At 56.3% G+C, this 16,378-nt stretch carries 16 protein-coding genes; 6 read left to right on the top strand and 10 right to left on the bottom strand.

The window, feature by feature from the left end:
• Positions 1-26: 26 nt before the first annotated feature.
• The 3 genes from PM04_RS03890 to PM04_RS03880 all read right to left on the bottom strand — a co-directional run bounded on the left by PM04_RS03890 (position 27) and on the right by PM04_RS03880 (position 2,576).
• Positions 27-416, bottom strand: coding sequence for a ribbon-helix-helix domain-containing protein (locus tag PM04_RS03890; protein ID WP_038003967.1), 390 nt, complete (start codon positions 414-416; stop codon positions 27-29).
• A 168-nt stretch (positions 417-584) separates the two neighbouring features.
• The gene (locus PM04_RS03885; RefSeq protein WP_038003966.1) at positions 585-1,820 is read right to left on the bottom strand and encodes a site-specific integrase; all 1,236 of its coding nucleotides are present in this window, start codon (positions 1,818-1,820) and stop codon (positions 585-587) included.
• Positions 1,821-1,979: 159 nt separating this feature from the next.
• Entirely contained in the window at positions 1,980-2,576 is a 597-nt protein-coding gene (locus PM04_RS03880; protein ID WP_038003964.1) for a hypothetical protein, read from the bottom strand.
• A 406-nt stretch (positions 2,577-2,982) separates the two neighbouring features.
• Here PM04_RS03880 and PM04_RS17595 point away from each other — a divergent pair, with 406 nt between their 5' ends.
• The 6 genes from PM04_RS17595 (at position 2,983) to PM04_RS03855 (ending at position 6,761) form a co-directional block, all read left to right on the top strand.
• Positions 2,983-3,255, top strand: coding sequence for an AlpA family transcriptional regulator (locus PM04_RS17595; RefSeq protein ID WP_084212694.1), 273 nt, complete (start codon positions 2,983-2,985; stop codon positions 3,253-3,255).
• An 8-nt stretch (positions 3,256-3,263) separates the two neighbouring features.
• Entirely contained in the window at positions 3,264-3,521 is a 258-nt protein-coding gene (locus PM04_RS03875) for a hypothetical protein (protein WP_038005044.1), read from the top strand.
• On the top strand, positions 3,518-3,913 hold the full coding sequence (locus tag PM04_RS03870; protein WP_038003962.1) for a nuclease: 396 nt from the start codon (positions 3,518-3,520) through the stop codon (positions 3,911-3,913). The genes PM04_RS03875 and PM04_RS03870 overlap by 4 nt, the downstream gene beginning before the upstream one ends.
• Positions 3,910-4,944, top strand: a complete 1,035-nt coding sequence (locus tag PM04_RS03865; RefSeq protein ID WP_038003960.1) for a helix-turn-helix domain-containing protein — start codon at positions 3,910-3,912, stop codon at positions 4,942-4,944. The genes PM04_RS03870 and PM04_RS03865 overlap by 4 nt, the downstream gene beginning before the upstream one ends.
• Positions 4,941-5,642, top strand: a complete 702-nt coding sequence (locus tag PM04_RS03860) for a hypothetical protein (protein ID WP_235281425.1) — start codon at positions 4,941-4,943, stop codon at positions 5,640-5,642. The genes PM04_RS03865 and PM04_RS03860 overlap by 4 nt, the downstream gene beginning before the upstream one ends.
• Positions 5,643-5,813: 171 nt before the next feature.
• A complete protein-coding gene (locus tag PM04_RS03855) occupies positions 5,814-6,761 on the top strand; it encodes a DMT family transporter (protein ID WP_038003959.1) in 948 nt (315 codons plus the stop codon).
• A 532-nt stretch (positions 6,762-7,293) separates the two neighbouring features.
• On the opposite strand, the gene PM04_RS03850 is transcribed toward PM04_RS03855, so the two are convergent.
• The 7 genes from PM04_RS03850 to PM04_RS03820 all read right to left on the bottom strand — a co-directional run bounded on the left by PM04_RS03850 (position 7,294) and on the right by PM04_RS03820 (position 16,286).
• A complete protein-coding gene (locus PM04_RS03850) occupies positions 7,294-7,947 on the bottom strand; it encodes a DUF2848 domain-containing protein (RefSeq protein WP_038003958.1) in 654 nt (217 codons plus the stop codon).
• A complete protein-coding gene (locus tag PM04_RS03845; RefSeq protein ID WP_038003957.1) occupies positions 7,944-11,522 on the bottom strand; it encodes a hydantoinase B/oxoprolinase family protein in 3,579 nt (1,192 codons plus the stop codon). The genes PM04_RS03850 and PM04_RS03845 overlap by 4 nt, the downstream gene beginning before the upstream one ends.
• Positions 11,523-11,589: 67 nt before the next feature.
• The gene (locus PM04_RS03840) at positions 11,590-12,873 is read right to left on the bottom strand and encodes a TRAP transporter large permease (RefSeq protein WP_038003956.1); all 1,284 of its coding nucleotides are present in this window, start codon (positions 12,871-12,873) and stop codon (positions 11,590-11,592) included.
• Positions 12,873-13,418 carry a TRAP transporter small permease subunit gene (locus PM04_RS03835; protein WP_038003955.1) on the bottom strand — a complete coding sequence of 182 codons (546 nt, stop codon included), beginning with the start codon at positions 13,416-13,418 and terminating at the stop codon, positions 12,873-12,875. Before PM04_RS03835 ends, PM04_RS03840 begins: the two co-directional genes overlap by 1 nt.
• Positions 13,419-13,446: 28 nt before the next feature.
• Positions 13,447-14,472 carry a TRAP transporter substrate-binding protein gene (locus PM04_RS03830; RefSeq protein ID WP_038003954.1) on the bottom strand — a complete coding sequence of 342 codons (1,026 nt, stop codon included), beginning with the start codon at positions 14,470-14,472 and terminating at the stop codon, positions 13,447-13,449.
• Between the two features lie 10 nt (positions 14,473-14,482).
• Entirely contained in the window at positions 14,483-15,313 is an 831-nt protein-coding gene (locus tag PM04_RS03825; RefSeq protein WP_038003953.1) for a putative hydro-lyase, read from the bottom strand.
• A 94-nt stretch (positions 15,314-15,407) separates the two neighbouring features.
• A complete protein-coding gene (locus PM04_RS03820) occupies positions 15,408-16,286 on the bottom strand; it encodes a LysR family transcriptional regulator (RefSeq protein ID WP_038005038.1) in 879 nt (292 codons plus the stop codon).
• Positions 16,287-16,378: the final 92 nt, after the last annotated feature.

Below are 16,378 nucleotides of genomic sequence, written 5' to 3'. Positions count from 1 at the left end.
TCTTTATTTTGAGGTTTGCAAATTGGTCAGTGTTGCCTGCGTGTAGCCACACGTTTCAATTTGCTATCTTGGTGAATCTCAGCTTCTTGCTTCAAAATCTCATCTGAAGACAGGCTTTCGAATCCGACAGAGGTGGACGTCGGGATAAGGCCCTTGAGCTGTAAGTCGGCAAAGCGTAGGCAACAGACGCGTAAAAACGACGTGAAATTGCCAAGGTCGTGACCTTCATCGATCGATTCATTGTACAGTTGATGCAAAAGCTGGGGCACATTCAATTCGTCTTTTGCGGCAATTTCTTCAAGAATTGACCAAAACATACTTTCGAGACGAACACTTGTCACCATCCCATCCATGCGGATTGATCGTGTCTGGCTTGCCCAAAGATCGGGATCGGCCCCAACAAATAAACGGCACATATTGTTCCTCCTTTAAAGCAGAAAGATGAATGATCCCAGCTTACATTAAATCATTAATATTTCAAATATTCTTGGTTATTGGCTTTCGGAAATTTAAGGTCTGTGTTGTGGCGATCAGTTGAAACTGCAGCGGAAAAAATTGACGTCAATTTTATACTGCAGTGAACGTCAGCTTTGGACCAACCGTGGCTTTGGGCGCAAGACTTCAGCGACGGCGTCCACCCCAGCCCTCAGGGGCGCATCCAATAGATGTGCGTAGCGCTGCGTGGTTCGCATTTGAGTGTGGCCGAGCAGCTTACCAATCATCTCAAGCGAGGCGCCACCACTAACAAGAAGCGACGCGAACGTATGGCGCAGGTCGTGGATACGCACGTCCGGCAGTTCTGCTTCGCGCTGCACGCGGGTCCAGAACCTGCGTATCTCTTTGACGGGCTGCCCGGGAACATCACCAGGAAACAGCCAAGGGTTGCCCTTGGGCACAATCAGCTGACGTTGGCGAACATGTGCGGCCACATCTGCTGAGATTGGCACACGGTGCACACGGCGTTGCTTTGTCGTAGCCGCAGGCTTGGACCAGATCATGAGATCAAGATTAAACTGCTCAAACCGCGACTGGCGCACCTCTCCCACGCGTGCTCCCGTCAACATGCAAAGCCGGATAATCCCCGCCGCGCGCTGGTCTTCGGCTCTCTCCAAAACCGAAGCTAACCGCTCGATCTCGTCTTTGGTCAAGAACCGCTCACGCGGGCTCTCAATCCGGCGATAGAACCCATTGGCTGGGTTGGTTGTGCGCCATTCCCACTCTATGGCCAGGTTAAACATTTTGCGCAGCACCTCGCCCACGCGGTTTGCACGGATAGGTGTGGGCTTTGAGCCTTGCAGCTTACGCGCCCGGTTGTTCGGCTTGGTCTTGGACGGGCGGGCGCGCCCTTTGGCAATCTTCGCCAGCAAGTGCTCCACATCTGATTTAGAAATGTCTTCAACGAGGCGGTTGTTCCATTCCGGGGCAATCAGCTTGGCCATCATTGAGCGTTGATCCGCCGCATTGGTTGGTGCCAAGCGGACCAAATGCTCTGCCTCATAGCGCGCAATCAAATCACAGATCCGGGGAGCCTCACGCAAAGCGCCCCGTTCTGCCAGCGGATCAATACCCGCATCGACTTCGCGCCTGAGCAGCTTCGCCCGCTCGCGTGCGGCGGCCACGGACCAATCCGGCCAGCGCCCCAGCGTCATCCTGCGTTGGCGCCCCGCATACCGATAATCGATGGTGAACGCCCGTCCTCCCCCACGATACACGCACACAGCAAACCCGCGCAGCTCCCCGTCAAATATCTGATAGTCACGCCCTGGGATTGGCTCTGCATCTCGGACGATCTTTTCGGTAAGCTTTACCCTTGGTTTCATAGTCCAATCTCCTGTTTAGCTGTCATGACGCGTAGAAGCGCCGCTCAATCAAGCTAAACGTCGACCTTCTTGGACAGGGAGGCGGAAGGTGGCGGAAGTCCTGTCATAATTACGCCACCCCTCCCAAACAACCATACTCGCTTTGGAACCGTCCAAACCTTATGTCTGGCTCAGAGCCTTCCAAATAGGCGCAAGACGTCGCCGTATTGTACGCTCATCAGGCACATCCACCCCACCTGCCTCACTTGCAAACCACTCTTGGATCTCTGCTACCCAGGCCGTTTGGCTTTCCGGAATACCTTCATTGTGGATACGTATGATTTGCGCCGCATACATACTTTCCCAGTCGTATCGCTTGGGGGCACCAACCCCTGCTGTTGGTCGGCGCGACAGATCATGTTCTGTTTCAAATCGATAGACATCCTCTGCAAGGATCAAAAGGTCTTCCACATGCACATTGGGTGTATCGTCACTGCCCGCCACAAATTCGATCCATATCTCTTGCTCCAAGGGGCGCACCCGGCCAAGCGGCACCTCAACCAAAGCTCGCCTACCCTGCCTCAAAAGCGGCATGATATCTCCAACTGGAATGGCAACAAATCCATCAATGCGCTGGGTGCGGCTTTGATGGGACGCGATCGTGGTCACAATAGCAAAGTGACTCTTGGCAGCCCAACCGCCCAAATCCGTCAAACGGCAGTCCCACCGCACCGACACTTCTTGCACTGTATAAAATACCCGCTCTGGTAGCCCCATATATCTGTTCCTTCACATTAAATCTTGCAGCCGCATTGGCAGAACCAGTGCCGCCAGCTCCCTTGAATGCCCCCAGATTTAGACAAACCAATCGCGTACACGGCCAGGACACCTGACTGCGTTGGACGGCTTCCACTTGGGGAACGGCTTGAACATCGGGCATGAACCGGCGATTCGACAAACGAACTTTGCCGTATTTGTTCACATTTTGTTCTTGACTCTTATGAGCCGCTTTAGCTCCCAATTTTGAGACTTAATCAAACTGCTCAAAACACCAATATTTATTGGGGTGGCATAATTAGGCGGGGACTTCCGCCACCTTCTGCCTCCCTGCCACCCCCTACCCTCATGCTCTGTCGTCGACACGGCGCTGCCCCGCATCGGCAGTCTCAAACAGGAGCAGACCATGGACATACCCCTAGATCCCCTTCCGAGCCCCTCAATTACACCTGTCCCCCTCCTAAGCGAGTGGATGACCCGGGCTGAACTGGCACGGGAACTCTGCGTCACCGAGGATACGCTCGGTCGATGGCACAGACAGCGCAAAGGACCGAGCAGCGTGAAGGCAGGACGCCGGGTCCTTTATCGCCGCAGCTCAGTGCTCGCTTGGATTGACGCGCAGGAACAAGATCCAAGCCCGGACACCCAGCGTCCTGTACGCTCACGGGGGCGGCGCTGATGGGATACATGGGCAAAACCAAAACACAGAAGCGCACTGCTGTGCGTGCGGATTGGCTCGATGAGCGTCGGCGCGAGGCGCGTATGGTGATCGCGGATGTCGCACACCATTCAGATTACCTCGTGCGAATGGCCTGTAACGTGCTGGTGGCACATGGTGAGACCTTCGAGGAGCGCGAGGATGCCCGCATCCTTCTCGTTGTTCTTGATGCCAAGACGCCAGGGCGGCTTCCTGCGCCCTTCTCTACTGGGGAGGGTCGCTCATGAAGCGGCGTAGAACGCCTGAAGCAGACCTGCAGCGCGCCGTTGTGACAGCTCTGCGCTTTGCGCTCCCTAAAGGCGCAATCCTTCACCACAGCGCCAATGAGGTGACGGAGGCTGGCCCGCGCGGCGCACGCAGACAAGCGATCCTCGTCGGCATGGGCGTCTATCCCGGATTTGCCGACTTGGTGGTCCTCTGTGAGGGCCGGGTGCTGTTTCTCGAACTGAAGTCCCCCACAGGGCGGCTGAGCCCCGCACAGGAGGCGTTTCGGGATACTGTTGTGGCACAGGGCCTTGGCTGGGCGCTGGTGCGTTCTCTTGACGACGCGCTGGGCGCATTAGTCGATCACGGGTTCACAACTCGCGTGGCGGCAACAGCTGGGAGGATTCCGCGATGAGCCATGCCGCCACCAACTGGGCCATCCAACAGCGCGGGCTGAAGCCCACCACGAAGATCGTGCTTTGGCATCTTTGTGATCGGTTCAATCCCGACTTTGGCTGCTTCCCGACGCAAGCACGACTGGCCCATGATTGTGAGATCAGCCGCTCGACGTTGAATGGGCATCTTACACTCTTGGAAAGAGTTGGGCTGATCCGCCGGGTACAGCGGCTAAACCCTGGCACCAAGCGGCAGATGCCGACCCGCTATATTTTGGCCTTCGAGCCGGGCTTTACGCAAGATCATGCGTACCCGCGTCCGAAAAAAGGACATGGCCACAAAGAGACGAGCTCAACGGAGGCTGAGGGGTCCCCAATCATACCAAATCCTGGGGGTAACCCTGTGGATAACCTAGACCCATGTCCGCAATCCACACACGAGGCCGTGTCCGATTTTGGCCCTGACCCGTGTCCGGAACATGCTTCTTCCCGTGTCCAAAATCTGGACAGTAACCCTGTAAGAGAACCTTTAAGGAAACCAGTAAAGGAGGAGGAGGACGCGCGAGCGCCTGCAACTCTCGGTGAGAGTTTTTTTGAAGCGCTACTGGCAGCGCTGGGCCTTGACCCAAACCGCCATCTTCCCGGCTGGTGGCAGGGCTGGCCCCCTCGAGAGCATGTTCGACGTTGGCACGCAGACCTCGGACTGAACGAGGAAGAAATCCTCGAGGTCGCCGGGGCGTCTAGGCAAGAACACCCCGAGCCGCCAGACGGACCCAAAGCGCTGGATCGGCTCATGCAGCGCGCCGCCCAGCGCAAGGCACAGGCCAAAGCGGCTTCGGATAAGCCCAGGAGGCAAGAGTGCAAAACGCGGCGGGGAACGGCAGCTTCTGGCCCAGCGCCCTGCATTGACGAGCTCGCAAGCTTCTATGCTGAACGGGTGAAGGGCAACGGCTACCTCCCGCCCAGCATGATCAGCAACGCCATGTCCCAAGCCATGCTGGAGCGCGGACTGGTGACCCATGACCAGCTGCGGATGCGGGGTGTGCTATGAGCCGATATGATCGCAAGTTGCACGGGCACGTCCTGCCCTCGTCTCGTAGCGTCGGGCCTCAAACGCGCAGTGGACGCCCAAAGCGTGCGATGACCGTGCAGCAGGCCCTGGAATGGGCCTTTCGCACCGAATGCGCACAGCTGGAGCTGCCAGAGCCACCCGATCCCGAACGCAAACATGGCTATGGCTTTGGCCTCGAATACGTCCTCATGCAGCGCGCCGTGCTCGGCTGCAAGGTAGACGGCGGCCGGTACAAGACAGGCGACTACACCCACGAGGACGCAGAGGTCATTGCGGCGACCGTTTCTGGGATGCCGGATGATCTCGGCGGCAAACGTATGGCCATACGTGTGGCAGAGCTCGCGCGCGCTGGGCTGACGCCGGACTGGATGCCGGGCGCCGTCCCGCAATGTGTACCCATTGAGACCAAACGCAACCAGCATGGGGAGCGGGCTACGACCATGGTGGTTGGGACAGAGCGGATTCTGACCCGCGGGAAATGGCGGACCGTGGAGGTGTTAGCTTGTCCTGTGACCTACATTCCCCACCAAGAGCAGATTGAGGCCGCGCGGCGGGGATATAGCGATTGGATTAAGGCGCTGGGCTGGGTGCAGGAAGGCCTGAAAACTGGGGACATGATGCGTGAGGTTAAGGTAATGGGTGGAGTGCCTGTGTCACGACCTTGGGAAGGTCGCTAATGGGAGATCTAGACCGCGCCAATCCGAAACTGTGTATATGACGCGAAGCTCATGAAGTTTAGGTCGCGCAATTATCGACCCGTTGGCAGCACAAGTAACTTCCCATGGCCGACATCCAAGCGTCGCTAAAAGAATAGACCGTAGAGCGATATTACATACAGTGGACAACTCATGAGCAGTACCAACACCTACACCGCCTCTACCGACCGCATCCTTGCCGGTGTCGCCCTAATGTTGGGGTTCTGCATCACAGCGCCCCTCCTAGATGTGGCGGCCAAGCTGGCCTCGGACAGCATCCCAGTGGGCCAAATCACTGCTGCACGCTTTCTCGTGCAGTGCGTATTGATGGCGCCGTTTGTCTGGATCATGGGACTATCGTTAGCTGTCGCTCGGAGCCAATGGCTGGCACTCTGCTCGCGCGCGGCCCTTTTGCTCGCCTCCACGTTTTGCTTTATCGCGGCAATCCGTGTCATGCCGCTTGCTGACGCACTGGCGATCGTCTTCATTGCTCCTTTCATCGTGCTGCTGGTTGGTAAATTCTCGTTCAGCGAAGATGTAGGGCCGCGACGTGTGGGAGCGGCTATGGTCGGCTTTGTGGGTGTCTTGTTCGTCATCCAGCCCAGCTTTGCTGCCTTTGGCCCGGTGGCACTATTTCCGCTGGGCACAGCTGTCGGGTTTGCATTCTATATTTTGGTCACACGCGGACTATCACGACGGGTGCATCCCGTTACTTTACAATTCCACACCGGCCTGATCGCAAGTCTGCTTTGCTTTCTCATCATACTATTGGCCCAAGGCACGGAAGCTGAGCTACTAGATCTGGTCTGGCCCAAAGGCAGCACATGGCTCTGGCTATTTGGCGTCGGTTTTTTTGCCACACTGAGCCATATGATGATGACCTATGCGCTGTCTTTGGCGCCGTCCGCCACGCTTGCGCCGCTCCAATATCTAGAACTGCCCGTGGCAACCTTGCTCGGCTATCTCGTATTCAGCGACTTTCCAAACACCCTCGCCCTCACCGGTATCGTCATCATCGTCGGCGCGGGGCTGTACATGATCCACCGCGAAAGGGTCACCGCTCGTCAGCTTATCACCGATCGTGCGGCTCCACCGATTTGAGGCAACTTGGGCGGTTCCTGAAATCGAATGACCCGTCAGTTATTTTACTTGAGAAGGAGGGCCATCACCTAGACCGCACCTCGTAGCTTATAATCACATCTGGGATTAGCGGCTATTCTTGCCGCTCAACAAATAGCGATCCGGAGATCTGGGGGGCACGAACATTCGCTGCGCAAAAGGCAGAAGTGGGGTATGCGGGATAAACCTGCTGACGCCGCATTTGTTCGCAGTCGCAGCGATATTTGTTTGGCGATTTACGATATTGCACCGACACGGCCGTTAAAACGGGTCAACCGCTATGGATCTCGAAATGATCTTTCGCTGCACAGTGCACGAACTGATAAGATGCGGACGAAGCCGCCATCCGATTTTCATGCTTCGCTAACGCAGCACTCTCTCGCCCATGCAGCAAGCCTGTCGTTGCGACGCAACCAATGTCACCGAAGTGGCCATTCGATAGCTTGGCGTTGACCTATACCAAAGCCTTATGCCTATGTTGGGCTTGATAGCGCGGGTTCTACTTCTGGTTCTTCTAAAGAACTGTTGGCAGCTTACGAACAGAATATTCGAGTGTAATCCGCCGGTTTCGCTTTGGATCTTCAAGTTCCATTTTGTAAGCATGCGAAGGTCTAACACCACCGATTGCCCCAAGCGTCCCACAGAGCATCGCTGAGTTGTCCCCCATGCCAGAGCCGTTGATCAGTTTTTGCAACGGCAAGATGTTTGAGAGAGCGCCCACTTGATAGCTGACCCAGTTTCCGTCTTCTTTGATTGAGCAGCGCAGTATTAAGGTGTCCAAGTCTGCATCGACCTCGCACAATCGCCAAACGTCCTTGGCCGCGGGTTTTGCGCAAATCTGCTTTGAAGCCGCGACTGAATATGCCTCCAAACCGCGGTCAGTGTGATCAGATGCTAAGCCGAGCCACAAGGCACCAGCACTTTGTATGATGAGCGGTTCAACCTCTCCCGATGTTTCTGGTCCAAGCACTTCGATGGTGTTTGCATGAACGAGAAGACTGCTGGATACGCGGTAATAGAGTGGCACCTCGCTTGGCGGCGCCACCCCGATCTCCGCAAGCTCGTCGATATGATGCTGCACTGCATCAGCATTTCGACCAGTCCAACCGGCAACGTAGAGGTGCTCAACGGTAAGGTCTATTTCTGAGCCAGAGTGATAAAACTTCATAGGTTTGCCTTCCCAAAACCACCGCCGCCGGGTGTTTTCATGATAAATGAATCGCCTGACTCCAATGCTACCTGGTCGTTTCCTTCCAGAAGCTCAAACGCCCCATTTGACCGCTGCACGGCGTTTTCACCGGTGGCACCTGGGGACCCGCCATGTGTCCCGTGGGGTGCGACAACGCGGTGCGAGCTGAGCGTTGTGACGGTCATTGCCTCATTAAAGGTCAACCGTCGCACGATGCCATCACCGCCAACAAACGCACCTGCGCCGCCGGAGCCGTGTCGGATGGAGAATTCATCAACACGGACAGGGAAACGAGTTTCAAGCACTTCCGGGTCTGTCATGCGGGTGTTGGTCATGTGGCTATGGACCGCGCTTGTTCCGTGAAAACCGTTACCCGCCCCAGTGCCGCCGCAAATGGTCTCGTAGTTCTGGAACACGTCATTGCCGTAGACAAAGTTGTTCATCGTGCCCTGAGAGCCCGCAATCACACCAAGTGCACCGTAAAGCGCATCCGCAATGGATTGGCTGACCTCGGTATTGCCAGATATTACGGCGGCAGGGGCACGGGGGTTGATCATCGACCCTTCGGGCACAATCAACTCCAACGGTTTAAGACAGCCTTCGTTCATCGGAATATCGCGGCCAACAAGTGTGCGGAACACGTAGAGGACGACAGCGCGGCAGATCGAAAGCGGCGCGTTATAGTTCAGCGGGCTTTGTGGCGAAGTGCCGGTGAAATCAATCGTCGCGCTGCGATTTGATTTGTTGACCGTGATGGCCACGTTGATTTGCGCGCCGCCGTCCATCGGATAGCTGAATGAGCAGTCTTTCAAAACGTCCAGAACACGCCGAACGCTTTCTTCGGCATTATCTTGAACATGCCCCATATAGGCATGAACGGCCTCAATTCCGAACTGGGTCGTGATCTTCTGCAATTCTGCAACGCCCGTCGCATTCGCTGCGATCTGTGCGGCTAAGTCAGCCATGTTCTGGTCGACATTGCGGCAAGGATACGTACCAGAGGCAAGCAAATCACGCGTCTCGGGGTCCCGCAACTGCCCCTGCTCGACGAGGAGGAAGTTGTCGATCACCACGCCTTCCTCCTCAATAACCCGGCTGTCTGGGGGCGCTGACCCCGGTGTCTTTCCACCGATGTCGGCATGATGGCCACGAGAGGCGACAGTGTAGATGATGGTGTCACCAGTGGCATCAAAAACGGGCGTGATCACCGTCACGTCCGGCAAGTGCGTGCCACCGTTAAAGGGATTGTTCATCATGAACACATCGCCGGGCCGGATCTTGCCTGCATTCTCTCGCAGAACGGTGCGGACGCTTTCAGACATGGAGCCGAGGTGAACAGGAACATGCGGGGCATTGGCCACCAGATCGCCGTTTTGGTCAAAGATCGCGCAAGAAAAATCGTAGCGTTCCTTGATGTTCACCGAATAAGCGGTGTTGGCGAGAGTGGCCCCCATCTGTTCGGCAATGGACATGAACAGGTTGTTGAACACCTCCAGCATGACGGGATCAACAGATGTGCCGCTCGCCTCGGCGCGGGCGACCTTTGTGGTACGTTCAAGGACTAAGTTACCGCCCGCCGCACAGGTGGCGCGCCAGCCGGGTTCAATCACATTGGTGCCGGTGGGCTCTGTCAGGATCGCGGGGCCTTCAACGGTTTGGCCAAGGGCCAGCGTGGTGCGGTCAACAAGCGAGACGTCTTGCCATGTTCCATCGAAACAGACAGCTACCGTCGTCTCATCTAACCCCGCGCCTTGCGTATCGGGTAGGCTTACCTGTTCACCGGTCCGACCAACGGCTTCGACCACCAACACGTCGATGATGAGATCGCTTGTGTCCGGCGCAAAGCCGAACCTTTGTTGGTGCGTGTCAACAAAAGCGGCTTCCATGTCTGGGGCTGATCCGAAGGCGACCTCGAGGCTTTGTTGCGCGCCGCGTGGCCGGATCTGGACGCGTTGCAGGATGTCGATGTCTGAGGGTTTAATACCCTGTTCACTTACTTCCGCACGGGCGCTTTCCGCTAACGTTGCTAAGGCAGCGGCGGCATCAAGGTCGTCCAGAGGTTTTTCAAACTGACGCTCTCGCATGGCGCGTACATCGGCAAGCCCCATGCCAAAGGCCGACAAAACTCCTGCGAAAGGGTGAATGAAAACACGTTCCATCCCCAGAGCATCGGCAACAAGGCAGGCATGTTGACCACCCGCACCACCAAAGCAGTTCATCGTGTATTTTGTGACGTCATAGCCGCGCTGCACGCTGATCTTTTTGATTGCGTTCGCCATGTTTTCAACCGCAATGCGCAGGAACCCTTCGGCGATGTCTTGTGGCGATTTGCCGTCACCGATCTGGGCAGCAAGTGCCTCAAACTTCTCGCAAACAACGTCGATATCAAGCGGCTGATCGGCGTTCGGGCCAAACACATGCGGGAAATGATCCGGGTTCAATTTGCCCAAAAGCACGTTGCAATCGGTCACGGTCAGTGGGCCACCACGGCGGTAAGCAGCCGGACCAGGGTTGGCCCCCGCGCTTTCGGGGCCCACCTGCATGCGGCCATCGCGGTAGGACAGGATTGACCCGCCACCTGCCGCAACAGTATGAATCGACATCATTGGTGCGCGCATCCGCACACCGGCCACTTCGGTTTCAAAAGAGCGTTCAAATTCACCGGCGTAATGGCAGACATCCGTCGAGGTGCCGCCCATGTCAAAACCGATAAGCTTTTCATAGCCCAACTCACCAGCAGAGCGAACCATACCGACAACACCCCCGGCCGGGCCGGACAGGATCGCATCCCGTCCGTGAAACAAGCGCGCGTCGGTAAGTCCGCCGTTGGATTGCATGAACATCAGCCGTTCGCAGCCGCCCGAATGTGCGCCCAAAGCGTTCGCAACCTGGTCAACATATCGGCGCAGGATTGGTGACAAGTAGGCATCGACAACTGCCGTATCCCCACGCCCGACCAACTTTATCAGGGGGCTGACCTCATGACTGAGCGAGATTTGTGTGAACCCAGATTGTTTGGCCATGTCGCCGAGGCGTTGTTCATGATCCGGGAAGCGATAGCTATGCATCAAGGCAATAGCGACGGATCGATAGCCTTTGCCAAAAGCGCGGGAAAGCGCTTCGCGGGTCGCAGTTGCGTCTAGCGCTATGACGATATTGCCGTCCGCATCGAGACGTTCATCGACCTCCACAACGTCGTCATAAAGCAGCTGTGGCAGCACAATATTGAGATCAAAGAGCTTCGGGCGGTTCTGATACCCAATTCGCAGCAGGTCTTTCATGCCCTTGGTGATGAACAGCACCGTCTTTTCGCCCTTGCGCTCAAGGAGCGCGTTGGTGGCGACGGTTGTGCCCATCTTAACGGCTTCGATCAGGCCGATTGGCACGGTGGCGTCTGCTTTCAGGTCGAGAATTTCGCGAATGCCATGCACCGCCGCGTCCTGATAGACTTCGGGGTTCTCAGACAGCAGTTTATGTGTCCGCAGATCACCCGTTGGCGATTTTGCCACGATGTCCGTGAACGTGCCGCCGCGATCTACCCAAAATTGCCACATGAGACGGTTCTCCTTTGTTTGCAGCCCTCGGGGCCGCATTTTTTCAGTAAAATTGATGGGCGAAACGCTAGCCGAGCAAACTTGGCAGCCAGAGCGCGATCTCGGGGAAGGCAATAAGCGCAAATGCCATGATCAGCATCACAAGCGCATAGGGTGCAGCACCCAACATCACCTCGCCAATATTGCCGGATTTGCGCGCGCCTTGGACGACATAAAGGTTGAGGCCCACTGGCGGTGTGATCAGCGCCATTTCGATCAGGACAATCATCAGGATGCCGAACCAAACCGCGTCATACCCCTGTGCCAGAACCATCGGGACAATGATGGGGATCGTAACAACCATCAGCGACAATGTTTCGATGAAAAAGCCCAACACAATGTACAACACCACGACAACCAGAATGAACCCGATCGGCCCAAGGCCCAGCCCCTCCATAAAGCTGGTCAACTCACGTCCGAGGCCCGCCGAGGAAAGGGTGAAGTTCAGGAAGGACGCCCCAATGATAATCAGCATGATCATGGAGGTGATTTTGATCGTCCCCAGAAGGCTGTCGCGCAGCATTATCCAGTTCACGCCACCAAATGCGGCAGCGATCAGGAAGGCACCTGCGACGCCCACCGCAGCGGCTTCTGTCGGGGTGGCCCAACCGCGATAGATGGATCCGATGATCAGCCCGAACAGGATCAGGATCGGGACCAGATCGATCAGCGCGCGCAGCATTTGCGCCAATGGAAAGACGCGCCGTTGCCCACCAAGATCAGGGCGGATCGTGCAGATGATCGCCGTGACCATCAGAAATGAGAACGCAAGGATCAGGCCGGGCACCAGACCCGCCAGAAATAGTTGCGGGATGGAGGATTGTGTCAGGAAGCCAAAGACGATCAGGTTGATCGACGGCGGGATCATGATGCCAAGGGTACCACCCGCCGCGATTGCGCCCGAGAACAACTTTGGATCATATCCAAGTTTTTCCGCTTGCGGCATAGCGACAGTCGCAACCGTTGCCGCAGTTGCAACCGATGACCCCGACGTGGCCGAGAACATCGTGGCGGTGGCGACGTTGGCATGCACCAGTCCCCCGGGCAACCAACTGACCCAGCGGTCGAGTGCTGCATAGGTGCGGGTCGCAACGCCCGAGCGGACGAGCACTTCGCCGAGGAGGACGAAAAATGGAATGGCGATCAGCGTTGCGGAGCTTGAGGACGACCAGACCATGTTCCCCAAAGCGCGGGTAAGCGGAAAGTTCGAGAAAAACTGATCAACGCCAAAGCCAAGCAGGAGGAGAACGATCCCCACAGGAATAGACACCGCGAGCAAGGCCAGCAGGCCAGCAGAAACATAGGTAATCATTAGAGGCTATCCTGCTCTGAAGATGCGCCGACGAAAGCCTCCGTCTCAACGCCGCGTCCGCGTACCAGCATACTGATTGCAGCCAGCGTGACCAAACAGGTCATGACGGCAAACCAGACCCACCCCACAAACCAAGGGATTTGCACCCAAGCAAGCGGCGTCGCCATAGGCGTGTTGGCGCGGCTGCCGTTGTCTATTGCGCGTTCCACGACAGGCCAGCACTTGACCGCGATCATGACCACAACGCCAGACATCACAATCATGGAAAACAGATCGAAAAGCGCACGGGCGGTCTGCCCCGTGCGACTGCGAATAAGGTCGATGCGGATATGGCCAAGCTCCAACAGAGCGTAGGCCATACCCCATGAGCTGACGAGCGCCATCGCATAGCCCGCGAACTCTTCTGATCCGCCAAAGGACGCATGGACCTGACGCAGAGCGATATCCGCGACGACAAACGCCGCCATTCCCAGAAGACCCAGACCGACAATCAAAGCGATTGCACGGTTAAGTTTCCGAAGCGTATCTATCAACGCCAGTTCCATATCTTACGTCCTTTAGTTTGGATTGGGATTATTCGATGGTCACGCCGACGACTTGACCAACAGAGGCATTCCAACGGTCTGCCCAATCACCGCCTGCACGTTCGGCCCAATCGGGAAGAACCTCACCGATCAGAATCCCACGCGCGTTTTCAAAATCTGCGTCCGAAATCTCGACAAGCGTCATGCTGCGCGCCTCACCAGAAGGACAGTCGCCGTTGCCGGTCAGACACGCAATGTCATTCACCAAAGCATCTTGGGCGCTGGCCCATGCAGGCTCTTCAAAGCCCGAACTGATTTGCGAACGGATCGTCGCCTGATCCGCCTCGGACAGGCTGTCCCATTTGTCCGCGTTCATCGCCGTGACAACGTGGTCCCAACCGCCCAGAGGGATTGGCAGGAGGTGCGTTGAGACTTCCCACCAGCCCGCCGAGTAGCCTGAACCAGCGCCAGTGACAGCGCAATCAACTGTACCGGTTTGCAAGGCACCGGGGACTTCACCGAATGAGACGCTTACGCCTTCCGCGCCCAGTGCCTCAAGGAAAAGGGCTGTCATCCGGCCGGAGGCACGGACTTTGAGGCCTTCAAGGTCTGCAAAGCTGTTGATCTCGGCGTTGCAAAAAACAACCTGTGGCGGATAGGGCGCGATTGCCAGAACTTCGGCGTTAAAGCGGTTACGGTAAATTTCGGACACCATGGGGCGGGCGGCATCGACCATTGCGCGCGCCTCATCCGCAGTGAGCGCCAAAAGCGGCACATCAAGGCCCTCAAGCTCGGGCGCGTCACCCACTGCGTAGTCTGCCACTGTCATAGCGACATCATACACGCCCTGACCCAGCAACGGGTAAATCTCAGACAGGCCAAGGCCCATCGCATTGTGCGTTGTCAGCTCAACGTTGAAATCTCCGGCCGCGGGGAGCGTCTCTGTCCAGAAGGGCGCTTCATATGTGTTGTGCAGTGGCAAGCTGGACCAGCTGCCGACGACGGATAGATCTTCTGCTAAGGCTGGCCCGGCAAGCGCCGTCGTGGCGGCAAGCAGTGTAAGGGTACGTTTCATGTCTTCTCTCCTAGTTGGTGGTTTGTTGATAGATTGTTGTTTCTGCATCTTCCGCGACATCGGTGATCAGCATGTGTCCGGGGGCGTGCGTGATGCAGATTGGAAGTTTTGCAGCTCTAAGGACGTTTTGCGGGGTGACTCCGCAAGCCCAATACACAGGGATTTCCCCTGAACGAACTTCGACCGGATCACCGTAGTCAGGTTTATCGAGGTTCTTGATACCGATAGCGGCCGGGTCGCCGACAGCGATTGGCGCGCCATGCGCCTGAGGATAGCGGCCGCTGATTGTTGTTGCCTGCTCAATCAGGTTCTCGGGTAGAGGACGCATCGTGACGACCATCTGGCCGCTAAACGGGCCGGCAGGTACAAGGTCGATATTGGTGCGGAACATCGGGACGTTCCGACCTGTTTCAATATGCCTTACGGGAATCCCCACCCGCATGAGCGCATTTTCAAATGTGAACGAACACCCCAAGGCAACGGTCACGAGGTCATCAGACCAAAGGCCGGAAATATCCAAAACCTCTTCTTCGAACGCGCCGTTTCGAAAAACACGGTAGCGCGGCACATCCGTGCGAATATCAATGTCGCGACCAAGGGTCGGCAACATTGGATCGCCCGTTTCGCTCACCCCGACCAAGGGGCAAGGCTTGGGATTGCGCAGACAGAACCGCAGAAAGTCCAGTGCATAAACCTCGGGGAGTAAAGCAAGGTTGCACTGAAGCTTTCCTGGAGCCAAGCCAGACGTATGCGTGTCATACGCTTGCGCGCGAATGCGCATGCGGATCTCTTGACTGGTTAAGTGTTGTGCATCTTGAACTGATGGTTGTTGAGACGACATGGCTTCCTCGCGATCCTGTTCTTTAACAGTTTCACAAGAGGTAAATTCATTCAAATTATCATTTTATATCAGTAATGATAGGTATTTTAAATGCCTATTCTGGGTGAGATGCGTGCCATTCCGTTGCGACATCACGTGCAATTTCTGCACTGTTTTCAACAAGAAAGCTCCGTGGCTCTGCCAAATAGGATGCGGTGAACTCTAGGGCGGACGGGACGAAGCCGGGATCAAACTCGACAACCTCATTGGCCTCAAGGTGCGGCGTGGCAAGAACGCGCGGATAAGGCCCAACGGCGATTCCTGCCGCGATCATCCTCAAACTAGCCGATAAGGACGCAGAGGAAAAAACCCGGCTCTTGGGGCCGACACGCTGCGCCAATTCCGACGTTAATTCACGGTAGGGACGGGTCTTGTTCGAGTAAGATATGATAGGGGTTTCAGTGAGGTCAACATCCCCCATTTGGCTGGACTTATACCAATGCAAGTCAAATCGAGGCAGCGCTACGTTCTTGACTGAGAACTCGGACACTGGCCCCATGAGAAAGGCCAGATCAAGTCGGCGCTCCAGAATCGAAGTCCGCAAGTTCAATGAAATATCGACAGTCAGATCAACATTGACCCGCGGAAATTGCGCACTGAACGCCTGAATGAACGAGGGAAGCCAAGCCTGTGCGATCGTCTCAGAGGCCCCGAGGCGGAAAAGGCCCTCGGTCTCTGCAGGGTTCGCGACACGCTGCTTAATTTCTTCTTCGACGAACAACATCTGCTCGGCGTAGCCCAAAAGCTGTTGCCCCTTTTTGGTCAGAAAAAGCTCACCCGGGCCGCGCTCGAACAGCTTGGCCGCCAACTCGTCTTCAAGATTGGATATCCTCGTCGAAACGGCGGGCTGAGACAAATGCAGCCTTTCAGAAGCTTTTCTAAAGCCACCAAGGCGCGCGACCCAAAGAAATGTGCGAAGTTGTTCGAAGGTCATGGTGATCATAAATCTCTATCAATCCTTGAATGATTGTATAAATTTCTCTTCGCTAGATGCATAGCGGAAACGTCCACAGAAACATCCCTGCA

This window comes from Thalassobacter sp. 16PALIMAR09, from assembly GCF_000765485.1.
Taxonomy (GTDB): domain Bacteria; phylum Pseudomonadota; class Alphaproteobacteria; order Rhodobacterales; family Rhodobacteraceae; genus Thalassobacter; species Thalassobacter stenotrophicus.
Note: the sequence above shows the minus strand (reverse complement) of the source record. Positions and strands in the feature narration are given on the sequence as shown.

Bases quoted from the DNA above. Each gene is read 5' to 3' on its own strand.
- PM04_RS03835 (WP_038003955.1), bottom strand. From the start codon at position 13,418: ATGGAACTGGCGTTGATAGATACGCTTCGGAAACTTAACCGTGCAATC.
- PM04_RS03850 (WP_038003958.1), bottom strand. From the start codon at position 7,947: ATGAAGTTTTATCACTCTGGCTCAGAAATAGACCTTACCGTTGAGCAC.
- PM04_RS03885 (WP_038003966.1), bottom strand. From the start codon at position 1,820: ATGAAACCAAGGGTAAAGCTTACCGAAAAGATCGTCCGAGATGCAGAG.
- PM04_RS03840 (WP_038003956.1), bottom strand. From the start codon at position 12,873: ATGATTACCTATGTTTCTGCTGGCCTGCTGGCCTTGCTCGCGGTGTCT.
- PM04_RS03855 (WP_038003959.1), top strand. From the start codon at position 5,814: ATGAGCAGTACCAACACCTACACCGCCTCTACCGACCGCATCCTTGCC.
- PM04_RS03865 (WP_038003960.1), top strand. From the start codon at position 3,910: ATGAGCCATGCCGCCACCAACTGGGCCATCCAACAGCGCGGGCTGAAG.
- PM04_RS03860 (WP_235281425.1), top strand. From the start codon at position 4,941: ATGAGCCGATATGATCGCAAGTTGCACGGGCACGTCCTGCCCTCGTCT.
- PM04_RS03870 (WP_038003962.1), top strand. From the start codon at position 3,518: ATGAAGCGGCGTAGAACGCCTGAAGCAGACCTGCAGCGCGCCGTTGTG.
- PM04_RS03880 (WP_038003964.1), bottom strand. From the start codon at position 2,576: ATGGGGCTACCAGAGCGGGTATTTTATACAGTGCAAGAAGTGTCGGTG.
- PM04_RS03820 (WP_038005038.1), bottom strand. From the start codon at position 16,286: ATGACCTTCGAACAACTTCGCACATTTCTTTGGGTCGCGCGCCTTGGT.
- PM04_RS03845 (WP_038003957.1), bottom strand. From the start codon at position 11,522: ATGTGGCAATTTTGGGTAGATCGCGGCGGCACGTTCACGGACATCGTG.
- PM04_RS03830 (WP_038003954.1), bottom strand. From the start codon at position 14,472: ATGAAACGTACCCTTACACTGCTTGCCGCCACGACGGCGCTTGCCGGG.
- PM04_RS03825 (WP_038003953.1), bottom strand. From the start codon at position 15,313: ATGTCGTCTCAACAACCATCAGTTCAAGATGCACAACACTTAACCAGT.
- PM04_RS03875 (WP_038005044.1), top strand. From the start codon at position 3,264: ATGGGCAAAACCAAAACACAGAAGCGCACTGCTGTGCGTGCGGATTGG.
- PM04_RS03890 (WP_038003967.1), bottom strand. From the start codon at position 416: ATGTGCCGTTTATTTGTTGGGGCCGATCCCGATCTTTGGGCAAGCCAG.
- PM04_RS17595 (WP_084212694.1), top strand. From the start codon at position 2,983: ATGGACATACCCCTAGATCCCCTTCCGAGCCCCTCAATTACACCTGTC.